14 protein-coding genes are annotated in these 16,172 nt (G+C 54.7%); 4 read left to right on the top strand and 10 right to left on the bottom strand.

The genetic code is table 11. The features are described 5' to 3' along the window. The first annotated feature begins 47 nt into the window (after positions 1-47). Positions 48-1,055: a nucleoid-associated protein YejK gene (gene yejK, locus ACTJJA_RS13595; protein WP_008500957.1), complete on the top strand. Its 1,008-nt coding sequence runs from the start codon at positions 48-50 to the stop codon at positions 1,053-1,055. A 52-nt stretch (positions 1,056-1,107) separates the two neighbouring features. Here yejK and rplY read toward each other — a convergent pair whose 3' ends face one another. Both rplY and ACTJJA_RS13585 read right to left on the bottom strand, forming a co-directional pair. Next, positions 1,108-1,392 (bottom strand): 50S ribosomal protein L25, encoded by a 285-nt coding sequence (gene rplY / locus ACTJJA_RS13590; protein WP_010433464.1) that lies wholly within the window; start codon positions 1,390-1,392, stop codon positions 1,108-1,110. Positions 1,393-1,517: 125 nt separating this feature from the next. Then, a complete protein-coding gene (locus ACTJJA_RS13585; protein WP_100165857.1) occupies positions 1,518-3,278 on the bottom strand; it encodes a DEAD/DEAH box helicase in 1,761 nt (586 codons plus the stop codon). Between the two features lie 280 nt (positions 3,279-3,558). Between ACTJJA_RS13585 and rsuA the strand changes: the two genes are divergently transcribed. The 3 genes from rsuA to ACTJJA_RS13570 all read left to right on the top strand — a co-directional run bounded on the left by rsuA (position 3,559) and on the right by ACTJJA_RS13570 (position 6,103). Beyond that, positions 3,559-4,266, top strand: a complete 708-nt coding sequence (rsuA, locus tag ACTJJA_RS13580; protein WP_108416614.1) for a 16S rRNA pseudouridine(516) synthase RsuA — start codon at positions 3,559-3,561, stop codon at positions 4,264-4,266. A gap of 16 nt (positions 4,267-4,282) precedes the next feature. After that, positions 4,283-5,479 carry a Bcr/CflA family multidrug efflux MFS transporter gene (locus ACTJJA_RS13575; protein ID WP_421510772.1) on the top strand — a complete coding sequence of 399 codons (1,197 nt, stop codon included), beginning with the start codon at positions 4,283-4,285 and terminating at the stop codon, positions 5,477-5,479. Between the two features lie 279 nt (positions 5,480-5,758). Continuing rightward, positions 5,759-6,103 (top strand): YejG family protein, encoded by a 345-nt coding sequence (locus ACTJJA_RS13570; protein WP_010433471.1) that lies wholly within the window; start codon positions 5,759-5,761, stop codon positions 6,101-6,103. Positions 6,104-6,106: 3 nt separating this feature from the next. Here the strand turns inward: ACTJJA_RS13570 and yejF are convergent, their stop codons facing one another. The 8 genes from yejF to ACTJJA_RS13530 all read right to left on the bottom strand — a co-directional run bounded on the left by yejF (position 6,107) and on the right by ACTJJA_RS13530 (position 16,096). Continuing rightward, positions 6,107-7,696 carry a microcin C ABC transporter ATP-binding protein YejF gene (yejF, locus tag ACTJJA_RS13565; protein ID WP_440668451.1) on the bottom strand — a complete coding sequence of 530 codons (1,590 nt, stop codon included), beginning with the start codon at positions 7,694-7,696 and terminating at the stop codon, positions 6,107-6,109. Next, positions 7,697-8,722 carry an ABC transporter permease gene (locus ACTJJA_RS13560; protein ID WP_010433477.1) on the bottom strand — a complete coding sequence of 342 codons (1,026 nt, stop codon included), beginning with the start codon at positions 8,720-8,722 and terminating at the stop codon, positions 7,697-7,699. After that, the gene (locus ACTJJA_RS13555; protein ID WP_042714263.1) at positions 8,722-9,816 is read right to left on the bottom strand and encodes a microcin C ABC transporter permease YejB; all 1,095 of its coding nucleotides are present in this window, start codon (positions 9,814-9,816) and stop codon (positions 8,722-8,724) included. The genes ACTJJA_RS13560 and ACTJJA_RS13555 overlap by 1 nt, the downstream gene beginning before the upstream one ends. Positions 9,817-9,825: 9 nt before the next feature. Continuing rightward, positions 9,826-11,631, bottom strand: a complete 1,806-nt coding sequence (locus tag ACTJJA_RS13550; RefSeq protein ID WP_174339862.1) for an extracellular solute-binding protein — start codon at positions 11,629-11,631, stop codon at positions 9,826-9,828. A 64-nt stretch (positions 11,632-11,695) separates the two neighbouring features. Further along, a complete protein-coding gene (locus tag ACTJJA_RS13545) occupies positions 11,696-13,249 on the bottom strand; it encodes a cyclic di-GMP phosphodiesterase (RefSeq protein ID WP_440668450.1) in 1,554 nt (517 codons plus the stop codon). Between the two features lie 127 nt (positions 13,250-13,376). Continuing rightward, on the bottom strand, positions 13,377-13,946 hold the full coding sequence (mepS, locus tag ACTJJA_RS13540; RefSeq protein ID WP_010433488.1) for a bifunctional murein DD-endopeptidase/murein LD-carboxypeptidase: 570 nt from the start codon (positions 13,944-13,946) through the stop codon (positions 13,377-13,379). A gap of 434 nt (positions 13,947-14,380) precedes the next feature. Then, positions 14,381-15,076, bottom strand: coding sequence for a phosphatase PAP2 family protein (locus ACTJJA_RS13535; RefSeq protein ID WP_089597986.1), 696 nt, complete (start codon positions 15,074-15,076; stop codon positions 14,381-14,383). Positions 15,077-15,109: 33 nt separating this feature from the next. Next, entirely contained in the window at positions 15,110-16,096 is a 987-nt protein-coding gene (locus ACTJJA_RS13530) for a CobW family GTP-binding protein (RefSeq protein WP_440668449.1), read from the bottom strand. Positions 16,097-16,172: the final 76 nt, after the last annotated feature.

The raw sequence follows: 16,172 nt of genomic DNA, 5'->3' as shown, positions 1-16,172 counted from the left end.
GCGCTGGTGGTGGTTGAATACCGCCCGGTCTAAAAGGAGAGTTTATCATGAGTCTGGAAATCAACCAGATTGCCTTGCACCAGCTTATCAAGCGTGATGAGCAAACCCTTGAAGTGGTGCTGCGCGATTCGTTACTTGAACCCACGGCGACCGTTGTGGAAATGATGGCGGAGTTGCACCGCGTCTACAGTGCTAAAAATAAAGCCTATGGTCTGTTCAGCGAAGAGAGCGAACTGGCGGATAGCCTGCGTCTTCAGCGTCAGGGCGAAGAAGATTTCCTGGCATTCAGCCGTGCCGCAACCGGGCGTCTGCGTGACGAGCTGGCAAAATATCCGTTCGCCGATGGCGGTATCGTCCTGTTCTGCCATTACCGTTACCTGGCGGTGGAATACCTGCTGGTGACCGTGCTGAACAACTTAAGCAGCATGCGCGTGAATGAGCAGCTGGACATTAGCTCGACGCACTATCTGGATATCAACCATGCGGATATCGTGGCGCGTATCGATTTGACCGAGTGGGAAACCAATCCGGAATCGACCCGCTATCTGACTTTCCTGAAAGGGCGCGTGGGGCGCAAAGTCGCCGATTTCTTTATGGACTTCCTCGGCGCCAGCGAAGGTCTGAACGCCAAAGCGCAGAACAAAGGTCTGCTGCAGGCGGTTGATGATTTTACGGCGGAAGCGCAGCTCGATAAATCCGAGCGTCAGACCGTGCGTCAGCAGGTTTACAGCTACTGCAACGAGCAGCTGCAGGCAGGCGAAGAGATTGAGCTGGAATCCCTGTCAAAAGAGCTGGCAGGTGTGAGTGAAGTCAGCTTCCAGGAATTTACGGCTGAAAAAGGCTATGAACTGGAAGAGAGCTTCCCGGCGGACCGCAGTACGCTGCGTCAGCTCACCAAATTTGCCGGTAGCGGCGGTGGATTAACCATCAACTTTGACGCCATGCTGTTGGGGGAACGCATCTTCTGGGATCCGGCCACCGACACGCTGACCATCAAAGGCACGCCGCCGAACCTGCGCGATCAGCTGCAGCGACGCACCTCTGGCGGTAAATAGCAGCCATAAAAAAACCCCGCAGAAGCGGGGTTTTTATTCGACGAGTTTGCGATTACGCGCGAACGAAGTCGATGTGAGACAGTTTTGGCTTGAACGGGTGACGCTGTACAGCCTGAACCTTCACTTTTTCTTCTTTACCGCCAACAACGATGGTCAGAACTTCGCTGTAGAATTCAGCTTTGGTCTGCAGGTTCCATACTTTGTCGTGGTCCAGTTCGATTGCAACTGGAGCAGCTTCGCCACCGTAAACGATAGCTGGGAACTTGTTGGCGTTACGCAGGCGGCGGCTCGCACCCTTACCCTGCACGTTACGTACTTCTGCTTCGATAGTGAACATTGATTTCTCTCTGTATTTAAAACCCTACTACAGGCGACCCAGCAGCAGGTGAGTGTTCTGCCTCACGGATGTGAAGCGGGCGGCATTTTATACTCAAATGCCCCCCACATCAACGAAAAGTCCCGTTAACCGCGCAATTCATTTGCCCGGCGGAAGCGTCCTTCGTAGTCGAAGACCTTCTCACGCACCTGCCAGAACTGGCCTTTCCTGCGGGCGACAACAAAATCCGGGTGGCGCAGCAGCGCCTGCTGATGAACGATATCGGCAACGGTTATCCAGCGCAGGGGCACCCCCGGCGTGCGGGTGTGCGGGCGGATAAAGAGCTGCTCGAAAGCCGTTCTCTGCGCCGGTGTATGCACCCGGAAACGCTCGCTGACGTCTGCGCCATCCTCATCGTAGTAGGTGATTTTCAGCCACTCGCCTTTTTCATCCGCACCGGGCTGCAGCGCCATGCCGGAACAACGCAGCACCAGGGCATCTTTCAGCTTCAGCGCAGCCTTAAGCATGTCATCAGGGTCGACCAGGATCGTGTCACACTCCCGGCAGCGACGGGCGGCAATATCGTTTTCGGCATTGCACTGCGGACAGTTTTTAAAGCGGAAACGAAAATCGCACTGCTCGCGATGGCCTTCATCGTCTTCAAACCAGCCCTGACAGCGGCGGCCAAAGTGTTCGATCAGCGTACCGTCAGCGGTGGTTTTTCCCCAAAAGGTATTGGCAAACCCGCAGGCGGGACAAAACACCTGGACCGGCACGTTGTCACTTTTGCCTTTCGGTGTGCCGACCTCAGGGGAGTACAGATCGTGCGGATTCCCGGCGTAATCCAGAATCAGGCAGTCTGTTTTGCCCGGCGAGAGGCGCAGGCCGCGGCCCACAATCTGCTGATAGAGACTCACCGATTCGGTCGGGCGTAAAATAGCAATCAGGTCAACGTGCGGCGCATCAAACCCGGTGGTTAACACCGACACGTTGACCAGATAGCGAAACCGCTGCGCTTTGAAGGCCTCGATCAGGCTGTCGCGCTCCGGACCGGGTGTTTCGCCGGTGATCAGCGCCGCGTCGTCAGCGGGCAGTAACCCGGTAATTTCGCGGGCATGCTCAACGGTGGCCGCAAAGATCATTACCCCTTTGCGCGTCTGCGCAAACTCTTCAATCTGGCTGATGATGTGAGGGGTAATGCGCTTTTGTTTTTTCAGCTCCTGGTTAAGATCCGCTTCGCTGAACAACCCGTTGCTTTGCGCCTGCAGGCGGCTGAAGTCGTACTGCACCACCGGCATATCCAGCCGCTCCGGCGGCGTCAGATAGCCATGTTTAATCATGTAGCGTAGCGGAAGCTCATAAATGCAGTCGCTGAACAGGGCTTTCGCATCCCCGCGCACCATGCCGTGATAATGGAAGTGATAAATCCAGCCTTTCCCCAGACGAAACGGCGTGGCCGTCAGGCCGAGAAGGCGAATGTGAGGGTTCACTTCCTTCAGATGAGTCAGGATTTGCTGATACTGGCTGTCGTCGTCATCGCTGATGCGGTGGCACTCGTCGACAATCAGCAGTGAAAACTCGCTGCGAAAAAGATCCAGGTTACGGGCAACCGACTGCACGCTGCCAAACACCACTTTGCCGTGACTCTCTTTGCGCTTCAGCCCGGCGGCGAAAATATCGGCCTCAAGTCCAAGCGCACAATACTTGGCATGGTTTTGCGCCACCAGCTCTTTAACGTGCGCCAGCACCAGCACGCGCCCGCGTGCCAGACGCGCCAGCTCGGCGATGACAAGGCTTTTGCCTGCACCTGTCGGGAGCACGATGGCTGCCGGTTCCCGATGTTTACGGAACCAGGCGAGGGTGGCGTCGACGGCTTCTTGCTGATAGGGGCGAAGTGTAAAAGTCATAGGGTCTCGGTTTCGTTATTCCGCACATATACCCGTCATACTTCAAGTTGCCTGTGCGTTGGCTGCACTCGTTCACCCCGGTCACTTACTTATGTAAGCTCCCGGGGATTCACTCCTTTGCCGCCTGCATGCAACTCGAATTATTTAGGGTATAGATAGTATGCCACGAAACTTTTTCCCTTGAGTGGCGCAACCAGACCATTATACTGAACCGTTCTTGACTGCTTCTTTTTCGGGCGCGTTGTCCGACTTCCAGCACCATTAAGGCTAAAAAGATTTCATGCGACTTGATAAGTTTATCGCTCAGCAACTCGGCGTAAGCCGCGCTATTGCCGGGCGCGAGATTCGCGCCAGCCGCGTTACCGTGGATGGCGACATTGTGAAAGACACCGCTTTCAAACTCCAGCCTGAACATCAGGTGGAGTATGACGGCAATCCGCTGACCCAGCAGCACGGTCCGCGCTATTTCATGCTCAACAAACCGGAAGGCTACGTCTGTTCAACGGACGATCCGGATCACCCGACGGTGCTCTATTTCCTCGATGAGCCAGTGGCGCACAAGCTGCATGCCGCGGGTCGTCTGGATATCGATACTACCGGTCTGGTGCTGATGACCGATGACGGTCAGTGGTCTCACCGCATCACCTCTCCGCGCCATCACTGCGAGAAAACCTATCTGGTCACGCTGGAGTCGCCGGTATCTGATGACACGGCAGAGCAATTCACCAAAGGCGTTCAGCTGCATAATGAAAAAGATCTGACCAAACCGGCGGTGCTTGAAGTCATCACCCCGACGGAAGTGCGTCTGACCATCAGCGAAGGTCGCTATCACCAGGTGAAACGGATGTTCGCCGCAGTGGGCAACCACGTTGTGGGTCTGCATCGTGAACGTATTGGTGCGATTGAGCTTGACCCGGAACTCGAGCCAGGCGAATACCGCCCGTTAACGGAAGAAGAGATCGCCAGCGTCGGTCTGCCTTCACGCTAAATTTCAGGAGAACTCTGTGACCACCAGGCCACACTCGTCTTTCAAGATCGTTTTCATCCTTGGCCTGCTGGCGATGCTGATGCCGCTCTCCATCGATATGTATCTGCCCGCGTTGCCGGTGATTTCCGCGCAGTTTGGCGTACCGGCGGGCAGCGCGCAGATGACGCTCAGTACCTATATTCTCGGTTTTGCTATCGGTCAGCTTCTGTATGGGCCGATGGCGGATAGCCTTGGGCGCAAGCCTGTTATCCTGGGCGGAACGCTGGTCTTTGCGGGCGCAGCCGTTGCCTGTGCGCTGGCGCAGAGTATCGATCAGCTGATTATCATGCGCTTTTTCCACGGTCTGGCCGCCGCCGCCGCGAGCGTGGTGATCAACGCCCTGATGCGCGATGTCTACCCGAAAGAAGAGTTCTCCCGCATGATGTCGTTCGTCATGCTGGTTACCACCATTGCGCCGCTGGTGGCCCCGATGGTCGGTGGTGCCGTGCTGGTATGGTTCAGCTGGCACGCCATCTTCTGGATCCTGGCGCTTGCCGCGCTGCTGGCCTCGGCGATGATTTTCTTCTTTATTGATGAAACGCTGCCCGTTGAGCGTCGGCAGAAGTTCCACATTCGTACCACAATGGGGAATTTCGCCTCGCTGTTTCGCCATAAGCGCGTGCTGAGCTACATGCTGGCGAGCGGCTTCAGCTTTGCCGGGATGTTCTCCTTCCTGAGCGCCGGGCCGTTTGTTTATATCGAACTGAACCACGTTTCGCCGCAGCACTTTGGCTACTACTTTGCGCTGAACATCGTGTTCCTGTTTGTTATGACCATCATCAACAGCCGCTTTGTACGGCGGGTAGGGGCGATCAATATGTTCCGCGCCGGGCTGTGGATCCAGTTCGTTATGGCTATCTGGATGGTGGTGAGCGCGTTCCTGGGGATTGGCTTCTGGGCGCTGGTGGTGGGCGTGGCCGCGTTTGTCGGCTGCGTGTCGATGATCTCTTCCAACGCGATGGCGGTTATCCTTGACGAATTCCCGCATATGGCAGGCACGGCGTCGTCACTGGCGGGGACGTTCCGCTTTGGGATTGGCGCTGTCGTTGGGGCGCTGCTCTCGATGGCCACGTTTAACACCGCATGGCCGATGTTGTGGGCAATCGCTTTCTGCGCAACCAGCTCCATTCTCTTCTATCTTTATGCCAGTCGGCCGCGTAAAGCCGCTCACTAAAGCACACTGAAGGCCCGATTCGGGCCTTTTTGTTGATGCATATCAACCAAAGCGCTGTTCGTTTACCCTGTGTTTGTTTCTTTTATGTAAAATCTATTTATGTAAAAAGTCACATCATTGTATTTAAAAAGGTTGAGTTAGATCGCAGAAACGGGTACATATAGCGCCCACGCGAGCCTGCAATGCCTATAAAAACCGCTAAATAGTGCAGGTTTGCAATCATGTGATACTATAAATGTAAATAAATTGTGAAGTAATTTTTGCTTCCGGGGAACGAACGTGAATACATTACAACTCTCCATTGTACATCGCTTGCCCCAGAGCTATCGCTGGTCGGCGGGTTTTGCAGGTTCGAAAGTTGAACCGATTCCGCAAAGCGGCGCAGGGTGCGAGAATTGTCTGGTTGCGCTCAAACTGCTGAGTCCGAGCGACGAAAATGCATGGCCGGTCATGGAGCGCCTCAGTCAGGCGCTGACGGATATCGAAGTGGATAGCTCCGTGCTGGAATGCGAAGGCGAGCCTTGCCTGTTTGTGAACAGCCAGGATGAATTCGCTGCCACCTGCCGTCTGAAAAACTTCGGCGTGGCGATTGCCGAGCCTTTCTCTGGTCAATATCCTTTCTGAGCGCTAGTCTGCTGACAGTAGCTGGCGCGTGTAGCTCTGCGTTGGCGCAGTGAATACGCGCTGGCACTCTCCCTGTTCGACGACTTCTCCCTGCCGCAACACAATCACCTGATGGCACAACGCCCGCACCACCTGTAAATCGTGGCTGATGAAGATATAGGCCAGCCGATGCTTCTCCTGTAACCCTTTTAACAGCGTCAGGATCTGCGCCTGTACGGTTCTGTCCAGTGAAGAGGTGGGTTCATCAAGAATGATCAACTCAGGTTTCAGGATCAGCGCGCGGGCAATCGCGATGCGCTGGCGCTGACCGCCGGAAAATTCCGCAGGATAGCGGTGGCGCGTGGCGGGGTCTAATCCCACTTCAGCCATAACAAGCATGACCTCTTCTTCACGTTGCTGAGCGCTCAGCGTGGGACGATGAACGCGTAAACCCTCTTCAACAATCTGCAAAATACTCAGTCTTGGGTTAAGCGAGGAGTTGGGATCCTGAAAAACAACCTGCATGCGTGGACGCACGGGCAACATCTGACGACGGTTCCGGGTGTGCAGTGGCATGCCGTCAAAGAGGATCTCACCCTGCGAGGCGATTAAGCGCAGCAGCGCCAGACCGGTGGTGCTCTTGCCAGAACCCGACTCACCAACCAGCCCCAGCGATTCACCGGTGCGCAGAGAGAAGCGGATATCTTTCAGAACCGGGTTCCGATCGACAACGCGCCGTAAAATGCCTTTACGAACGGGAAATGAAACGCCCAGTCCCTCAACGCGCAGCAGCGGCTCGCTGTCGGCATCCAGGGGAACGGGATCGCCGGAGGGTTCGCTGTTGAGCAGGCGCTGCGTATAGGGGTGTTGAGGTGCCGTCAGCAGCGAGGCTGCCGTATTTTGCTCAACACATCGTCCGTTTTGCATCACCGCTACGCTGTCAGCCAGCTTTCTTACGATGCTCAGGTTGTGCGTAATAAACAGCAGGCTCATGTTCAGCTCGTCACGCAGTTCCCGCAGCAGCGTCAATATCTGCGCCTGAACCGTCACGTCCAGTGCCGTCGTCGGTTCATCGGCGATCAGCAGTTCAGGACGCGTCAGCAGCGCCATGGCGATCATCACGCGCTGACGTTCTCCGCCGGAGAGCTGGTGCGGAAAATCAGTCAGCCGTTTGGCGGCATTGCGAATGCCCGTGCGCTCAAGGCAATCGAGAATTTCACCCCGCGCCGCCTCTTTGCGCATGCCCCGGTGGAGTGACAGCACTTCGTAGAGCTGTTTTTCCAGCGTATGCAGCGGGTTGAGCGAGACCATCGGCTCCTGAAATATCATGGCAATCTTATTGCCGCGGATCCCGCGCAGGGTTTGCTCATCCGCATGCAGCAGCGAACTGCCATGGAACAGAATGTCACCCTGCGGATAGCTAACCGGCGGGGAAGGGAGCAGACGCAGGATGGAGAGGGCCGAGACGCTCTTACCGGAACCCGATTCCCCCACCAGCGCCAGCGTTTCGCCGCGCTGGATCTGCAGTGACAGGTCATTCACCACCGTGCGGGTCTCGCCCTGCTTCGAAAAGGCTATAGACAGGTTTTCAATGCTGAGAAGAGGTTGCGTCATCTATACCGCCTTGTCGGGATCAAAGGCATCGCGCACGGCTTCGCCAATAAAGATCAGCAGCGAAAGCAGCACGGCCACTGAGAGAAATGCAGTGATGCCAAGCCACGGCGCCTGAAGATTGTTCTTGCCTTGCAGCAACAGTTCGCCGAGCGATGGCGAGCCGAGCGGCAGCCCAAAACCAAGGAAATCAAGCGAGGTGAGGGTGGTGATGGAACTGCACAAAATAAAGGGCAGAAAGGTCAGGGTTGCGACCACGGCGTTGGGGAGCATATGGCGGAAAATAATCGCCCGATCGCTGACCCCCAGCGCCTGTGCGGCACGGATATAGTCAAAATTCCGCGTCCGCAGAAATTCCGCGCGCACCACGCCCACCAGCGCCATCCAGCCAAACAGAACGGTGATCCCCAGCAGCCACCAGAAGCCAGGCTGCACTACGCTGGACAGCAGGATGATCAGAAACAGCGTTGGCATTCCCGACCAGACTTCAATGATGCGTTGCCCCCAGAGATCGAGCTTTCCGCCGTAATAGCCCTGAACGGCACCCGCGACGACGCCCATGACGCTGGAAAAGAGCGTCAGCATCAGCCCGAAGAGCAGGGAGATCCGCGTGCCGTAGAGAATGCGTGCCAGCACGTCACCGCCGTTCGCGTCGGTTCCCAGCCAGTTCTGCGCGGAGGGAGGCGAAGGGAAGGGGGTTGAGGTAGCAAAGTTTATGCTGTTTGCGCCAAAGCGAATGGGGGCCCAGAGCGCCCAGCCGTGCCTGTCGATTTGATCGCGAAGCCACGGATCCTGATATTCAGCCGGGGTCGCAAACGGGCCGCCAAAATCACTCTCGCTGTAGTTGTTCAACACTGGCACATACCAGCGGTCGTTAAAATGCACCAGCAGCGGCTTATCGTTCGCAATCAGCTCGGCGCACATGCTTAAGATAAACAGCACGGCGAAGATCCACAGCGACCAGTAGCCGCGGCGGTTGTGGCGAAAGCGTGCCCAGCGGGCCTGGTTGACGGGGCTTAAACGCGGCATCAGCGGCCCTCAAAATCGATTCGGGGATCGACCAGCGTATAGCTGATATCACTGATGATATTCAGCAGCAGGCCAATCAGGGTGAAAATATAGAGTGTGCCAAACATGACCGGGTAATCGCGCGAGACGGTGGCCTCATAGCCCAGCAGTCCCAGACCGTTCAGGGAGAACATCACCTCTATCAGCAGCGAGCCGGTAAAAAACATACTGATGAAGGTGGCCGGGAATCCGGCAATCACCAGCAGCATCGCGTTGCGGAAAACATGCTTCCACATGATCTGTTTTTCACCCACGCCCTTTGCGCGCGCGGTGACAACATACTGTTTACGGATTTCATCAAGGAAGGCGTTTTTGGTCAGCATCGTCAGCGCTGCAAAACCGCCAATGACCGTCGCGAGGACCGGCAGTGTGATGTGCCAGAAATAATCGGTGATTTTTTGATACCACGGCAGGGTGCTGAAATCAGCTGACACCAATCCCCGGAGCGGGAAAATATCGAAATAACTCCCCCCGGCGAAAAAGACGATAAGCAGAACCGCAAACAGAAACGCCGGAATCGCATAGCCGATGATGATGAAGGTGCTGCTCCAGATATCAAAGCGGCTGCCATTGTAGACCGCTTTTCGAATGCCCAACGGAATGGAGACCAGATAGATAATCAATGTTCCCCACAGACCAAGGGTGACGGAAACCGGCAGGCTTTGCTTAATTAACGTCAGCACGGATGCGCTGCGAAACAGGCTATCGCCAAAATCAAAGCGCACGTAATCCCAGAGCATCTTGAAATAACGCTCATGCAGCGGTTTATCAAAGCCGTAGCGATGGGTGATCTCGGCGATCACCTCTGGATCCAACCCGCGCCCGCCGCGGTAGTGGCTTTCGCTGATATTGCCCACGCCGGTCCTTGCGTGACTCGCACCCATCCCTTCACCGCCGCCACCGGGCATTCCCCCGCTGTGGCCAAATTCCACGGCGGCGATAGCCTGATCCACCGGCCCGCCAGGGGCAATCTGGACGATGAAAAAGTTAATCGTGATGATGGCCCACAGCGTCGGGATAACCAGCAGCAAGCGGCGGATCAGATAAGCACCCATTGTTATTCCTTAACGCCGCTCTGCGGGCAGTTTGGCGGCTTTGTTCACGTCATACCACCAGGTATCGAAACCCAGCGTATAGACAGGGCGTACAGAGGGCAGCGAGAATTTGTCCCAACGGGCAAGGCGATCTTCGCCCATGTACCACATTGGCAGCATGTAGTAGTTCCAGGTTAACACCCTGTCGAGCGCGCGGCCAAGCGGAAGCAATTTTTCTTTATCGCCCTGCGCGGCCACGATTTTCTCAATCAGCGCATCGATAGCCGGACTCTTAACGCCGGGGGCATTGTAGGAGGAGTTGATATAGCTGGAGGCCCATGAAATTTGCAAATCGCCGCTGGGCCACGGCTGCGCGGCCCACAGGCTCTGCATCATATCGTAATCCCGGCTGCGCTTGCGGTTGGTGAGCTGAGCGATATCCACCTGGCGGATATTCAGAGTAATCCCCAGTCGGGCGAGATTCTGCTTAAACGGCAGTACCCACTGGTCATTTGCCCCTGAAGCGAGCAGGAGCTCGAAACTCAGCGGTTTGCCCGTTTGCACGTTCACCCGTTTTTGATTTTTCAGGTGCCATCCCGCCTCATCCAGCAGCGCGCTGGCTTTCAGAAGGTTGTCACGGTCAAAGCCCTTACCGTCGGATTTAGGCGGTTCAAACACGCTCGTAAAGACCTCTGGCGGGAGTTCCGCCTTCAGCGGCGCCAGCAAGACCAGCTCATCGGCATCAGGATAGTCGCGAGCGGCATATTCAGTGTTCTGGAAATAGCTGTTAGCGCGGCTGTAGGCACCGTAAAACAGCGCCTTGTTCATCCACTCGAAATCGAACGCCAGGGTAATCGCCTCGCGCACCCGACGGTCGCTGAATACCGGGCGCTGGATATTAAACGCCAGCCAGCGGGTATCCTGGGCTGATTCATTTTTATGCTCGTCTTTAACAATGTAACCGTTGGCAAAGTTTTTCCCGATATAGCGCGTAGCCCAGTTTTTGGCACTGCTCTCCACGCGCAAATCAAACGCACCCGCCTTGAACGCCTCAAACGCCACGTTATCGTCAAGGTAATAATCATAGCGAAGGGTGTCAAAATTCCAGCGGCCGCGGTTTACCGGAAGGTTTGCAGCCCAGTAATCTTTGACCCGGGAATAGACCACATACTGCCCCATTCGCCAGTCGGTAATGCGATACGGGCCACCCGCCAGCGGCGGCGTGGAGAGCGGGTCGCTCAGCTTGTGGTTTTTCCAGAAGGACTCAGGCATGACGGGCAAGGAGAACAGGCTTAGCATATTCTCTTTGTTTGGTTCGCTTAGTTCGATACGCACGGTCAGCGGGGCGATAGCTTTCACGGTGGTGCCTTTGTACACCAGACGGAACTGCGGGACCCCTTCGGTCATAAACTTGTGAAACGTGAAGGCCACGTCGCGGGCGCTAACCGGCGTGCCGTCATGAAAACGCGCCTGCGGGTTGAGTGAAATTTCGGCCCACGCGAAGTTATCCGCATAACGTACGTTTTCCGCCACCAGCGGGTAGTAGCTGCCCGGCTCATCGTCTGACGTCACAAACAGGGTGTCATAGAGGGACTCCGTACGCGCCGCCGCCACGCCACGCAGGGCAAAGCGGTTAAAGTTATCGAAGGTGCCCGTTGCCGAGAGCGTCACGTTTCCGCCTTTAGGCGCGGCGGGGTTGACGTAATCGTAGTGGGTAAAATTAACCGCGTATTTAGGTTCGCCAATCACCGCGAATGCCGTGCTCTCTTTGATGGTTTGCGCCTGGCTGGACAGGCTCACCACTGCCATTAACATCACTACGACGCGCATAAACATCTCGTGGCGGATCCTTCGTTCACATTAAAACTGAATAATAAGTGACGTCGCCGCCAATGTGAAATTATTCACCGGACATCATATCGGGTTGCCATGTGCGAAACTGCGCCAGCGGCATAGGGCGGCTGATCCAGTATCCCTGCAGGAAGTTAACGCCATGCTCGCGCAGCCATGCTGCCTGCTCAGGCGTTTCCACCCCTTCGGCGACGGTGGACATGTTCAGTCGCCTTGCGAGGGTCAATACGGCATCAAGTACGGGCGATGTAACGGTTTCGGTTCCAATGGCATTGACAAAACCCCGGTCGATTTTGATGTAGTCCATTGTGAAATGCTCGAGATAAATCAGGGCGCTGTGGCCGGTCCCGAAATCATCAATCGCGATTTCAAAGCCTTCATTGTGCAGCCATTCAAAAAGCTGGTTGGCCTCGCGCTGATTAATCATGTCGCGCTCGGTGATTTCCAGCACCGTCTGGAAATGATCGGGCGGCAGCGAGGCGTTGAAGCTTTGCATATCTTCTTTAAAACTCTCCGCATGCAAATGCCCTGGCGCAATGTTTATCCCCAGCTTGGCTCCCGCAGGCAATACGCTTTGTAATACCGGTGCGTCACGAATAATGAGATCAAAAAGATGCAGCGTCAGAGGAACAATCAGCTTTTGCGCTTCAGCAAAGTTAATAAACGCATCCGGTGGGATTTCGCCCATCGTCGGGTGCTTCCAGCGCATCAGCACTTCCACACCGCGCATTTTCAGCTCTTTAGCATCGACCACGGGCTGATACACCACATAGAACTGATTGTGCTTAATCGCGCTTAAAATTTCCTTACCTGGATTCAGACGTATGGTCAGGATATAAAAATTGAGCGTTCCGGCGGCTATGCCGCACACCAGTCCGAAGAAGAGGGCGAAGAGGATTTCCTCGCTGGTCCAGGCTTCGGCATAGATCTTGATGGTCAGAGGAATGTCTTTCAGCGTGGCGGTGCGGGCGGCGTGTTCATGGAGATCTTCCGCCTTAACCAGCGTGCTGGACATTGTCGACAACGCGTTGTCGCCAATGATGATGGCAATACCCGCGAACTCGTCCTGACGCGCGGCATAGAGCAGGTACGGTGTCAGATTGAGATTCACCGAGGTAAAGACGCCGCCGTCCTTAACCAACGGATTACGGTACCAGATGGCAATGGCCGGTTTATTCGGCAGCATGGGCGTGCCGGACAACAGGGCAATATCGATCGGTTTGTTGATGTGCAGCTCGGGTATAAGCGCTTCCATCGGGGAATTCATTGGCCCTGTGGCGGAAGAGCAGAACGCTATTTTGTCTCTGACCAGCAGGAAGGCGCGCACATTAATACTGAAGGCAGCGCGTGAAGTCAGTTCAGCGTTAACCTCATGGCAATTGTTCAGCGTAAGCGGCTGGAGGAGATCGACAGACTCTTTTAGCTCTCCGAAGTAGCTCTCCATGTAGATGCTCACATCTTCAATCAGGGTATCGAATCTGACTTCCCGCTTGTGGTAACTCCAGAAAAACTGCAATGAGCCCAGGAGCAGGGCGACAAACAGCCCTGTGACAATACTGAGAAACAGTATCTTGCGATGGCTGGAAAAGTAGCGGGTGAACATAGAGATCGTGATTCCTGAGTAGCCGCTGAATGTATTCAGTGTAACGGGCAAAAAAAAACACCGCCGAAGCAGTGCTTTTTTTTATTATATCGCCAGCCAAGGGATAACCAACGATACAATCATCATATTAACTGCGGGTCAATACACGGCGCGCTTCGTTGTAGCGCTTCTTCCAGTACGGTTCATTCATGCTGGAAATGGTCACACCGCTGCTGGTGGATGCATGAACGAACTGATCGTTGCCAATGTAGATGCCAACATGTCGACCCGTAGAACCCGCACGGAACAGCACTAAATCACCGGTACGCAGTTTGGAACGTGAAATCGACTTGCCCGTCTCCTGCTGTTCATAAGTTGAACGCGGAAGATCTAACCCAAATTGTTCGCGGAAGGTTCGTTGTACGAAACTGGAACAATCAATGCCTTTTTTCGTGCTGCCGCCAAGACGATAACGCACGCCTTTCCAGTCAGCATACTGGTCCATAATACGGGACTTCACGTCCAGATTACGCACCATATTCTCAAATTCATCCTGAGAGGCTTGCAGTGACGAGGAATCTTCTGTTCCCACAACACGCGTCTCAGGATGCATATTCTTAGCGGTGTTCGATGTACTACATGCCGAAAGCAGAACCGCTACTGCTATCGCCGGGATCCCCCGCATGAAATATCTCAAAATCGGTTGAGATTTGACCATTTTGTTTATTTTCCCTTGAAGTCCTTAACGATAAATATCGTTATAAAAATGCCAAACGTGACGAGACTAATTAGCTGTTCACATTGAGACAATTCTTTCTGGTCAGATTTGTGGCGCAGTGCACAAATTTATTCACCATGATAATAATTATCCCAGTGGGGCAAAACGAGTTCGAGATTAACCGATTGCAAGGGGCATTGCGAGCAAAAAAGTCCGATTTTTTATAAGAAATTGTGATACCGAGAGTAAAAAAACGTAAATGCCCCAAAATGCCGTCAGAAGCGGCTCCAACTCAGGCAATTGCTTCATTTTCAACATGAATGAGATGACAAGAATATGACGGCGCGGGGCAATTGAAGAGAGGGGACTATCAGGGAACGAAATGATCCCCGATAGTTTGTGTTAATTACGATGGGTTGTTTGTTTGGAACTTGTTACTTATCGCCGGGCAGGTAACGATTAAAAATGGCTATTAATCGATCGCTTAACGGCGTCATCAGCACCCATGGCAAACCAATCAGCACCGCAGAGAGCGAACCCACAACAATATCCGTCAGCCAGTGAGCGCCGATCATGACGCGCGGGAAAGCAAACACCACCACAATTACCAGCGCCGTCGCAAAGGCTTTTTTACCAAAATAGCGCAACATGAATGCTGAAAAAATAAGCAACATCATACCGTGATCGCCGGGGAAACTGTCCTTAGACGCATCTTTAGTCGGGATATGCAGTAATTCGCTGACGCGGTGAATATCCGGGAAATAGAGCGAAGGACTTGCGCGTTTTACCGGCATCAAATGTTGCGCCAGCTGGTTAATCACTACCGCAGTCAGCAGCATGACCAGGCCTGTGATCACAATGCGGCGACGTCCTGTTTTATCTTCTTTCAGCCAGAAAGAGAGCATCAGGCAGCCCATGGCCAGCAGTGAACAGCCGTCGAAGGCGCGATTGTTGGTAATCGCGACCAGCCACAGGAAGGTTTCACTCTTCACCAGCGCCTGGTTGAAGAAGTGGAAAATACCGGAATCCAGCGGGAACCAGAAACCATGGTTCACCGGCAGATACCAGGATAAAAAGAGTGCCAGACCGGCAGCATTCAGCAGCAGTATTAAGGGAAATCGAGTCGTCATAACGTTCAGCATCGTTTGAAATCTGGGGCAACGTTAGCCGTCGGAACTTAAACGAAGCTTCAACAGGTTGGTCTGCAGCGCGTTCCAGTCGGCGTTAACCGCACTAATTAACTCTATCCGGCTGTCCGGGGGGGCAACATTTTGCGTTTCGATAAAGAAATCTGCGCCCTGGCGATTGATGCGTACCAGCCCGTCCGGGGTTCGCATAATGCCTTTGACGCGATCGACCGGAGCAAGTCTGGCCCATTCCAGAATCCCGATGGTGTCGAAAACCGTATCGGCATCGAAGATCCATCCGCAAGCCTGGTAGCCCTGACCGCTGTTGAGATTACGACGCCAGCGCTGATGTTCCGGCAGGCTCAGGGCAGCCAGACCCTGCTTCACCGCGTGGCTATGCGCGTGTTCCGCGCTGACGGGCAGTTCCGCCAGGTTCAGACGGGGGAGATCGAGCAGGGCCTTGTCAATTTTGCCCTGAGTGGTGTGAACCCGTTGACGATCGCCGCCGAAATGTTGCCACCAGATATCGAACGCGGCCTGGCTTTCAGCCGTTGCGCGATCCTCTTTATTCGCCACGATGATATCTGCCGCGGCGAGCTGATCGCGGAAGTTTTCATTGGCCACGGCCTTCTCGTCCAGAAGCAGGCGCGGATCCAGAAGACACAGCGTGGCGCGCAGGTCGATCCACGGCTCGTAAACCGGTGCGGTCAGCAAATCGAGGATCTGCTTAGGGTGGCCCAGCCCGGTCGGTTCTATCAGCAGACGGTCCGGTTTACCCTGGCGCAGCAGCGTGTTCAGCCCGACCTGCATGGGTAAACCATTCACGCAACACATACAGCCGCCCGGGATCTCTTTGATCATTGCCCCGCTGTCAGACAGCAATGCGCCATCGATGCCCACTTCGCCAAATTCGTTGACCAGTACGGCCCACTTTTCTGCCGGATCTTTATTCGCGAGCAGGTGCAAAATTGAGGTGGTTTTTCCGCTGCCGAGAAAACCGGTAATGAGGTTGGTTTTGGTCACATGCGCTCCCATGACTTACTGTGATGCTATAACAATTAGCCATCATCCTGGCGAAAAAAAAGCGTCATGAGAAGGG

Source organism: Enterobacter sp. 22452 (genome assembly GCF_052045065.1).
Classification (GTDB): Bacteria; Pseudomonadota; Gammaproteobacteria; order Enterobacterales; family Enterobacteriaceae; genus Enterobacter; species Enterobacter mori.
The sequence above is the reverse complement of the archived record's forward strand: the minus strand, read 5'-3'. Positions and strand labels throughout refer to the sequence as shown.

Excerpts from the sequence above, each read along its gene's own strand:
- yejK (WP_008500957.1), top strand. The coding sequence starts at position 48 with ATGAGTCTGGAAATCAACCAGATTGCCTTGCACCAGCTTATCAAGCGT.
- rplY (WP_010433464.1), bottom strand. The coding sequence starts at position 1,392 with ATGTTCACTATCGAAGCAGAAGTACGTAACGTGCAGGGTAAGGGTGCG.
- ACTJJA_RS13585 (WP_100165857.1), bottom strand. The coding sequence starts at position 3,278 with ATGACTTTTACACTTCGCCCCTATCAGCAAGAAGCCGTCGACGCCACC.
- rsuA (WP_108416614.1), top strand. The coding sequence starts at position 3,559 with ATGCGACTTGATAAGTTTATCGCTCAGCAACTCGGCGTAAGCCGCGCT.
- yejF (WP_440668451.1), bottom strand. The coding sequence starts at position 7,696 with ATGACGCAACCTCTTCTCAGCATTGAAAACCTGTCTATAGCCTTTTCG.
- ACTJJA_RS13560 (WP_010433477.1), bottom strand. The coding sequence starts at position 8,722 with ATGCCGCGTTTAAGCCCCGTCAACCAGGCCCGCTGGGCACGCTTTCGC.
- ACTJJA_RS13555 (WP_042714263.1), bottom strand. The coding sequence starts at position 9,816 with ATGGGTGCTTATCTGATCCGCCGCTTGCTGCTGGTTATCCCGACGCTG.
- ACTJJA_RS13550 (WP_174339862.1), bottom strand. The coding sequence starts at position 11,631 with ATGTTTATGCGCGTCGTAGTGATGTTAATGGCAGTGGTGAGCCTGTCC.
- ACTJJA_RS13545 (WP_440668450.1), bottom strand. The coding sequence starts at position 13,249 with ATGTTCACCCGCTACTTTTCCAGCCATCGCAAGATACTGTTTCTCAGT.
- mepS (WP_010433488.1), bottom strand. The coding sequence starts at position 13,946 with ATGGTCAAATCTCAACCGATTTTGAGATATTTCATGCGGGGGATCCCG.
- ACTJJA_RS13535 (WP_089597986.1), bottom strand. The coding sequence starts at position 15,076 with ATGACGACTCGATTTCCCTTAATACTGCTGCTGAATGCTGCCGGTCTG.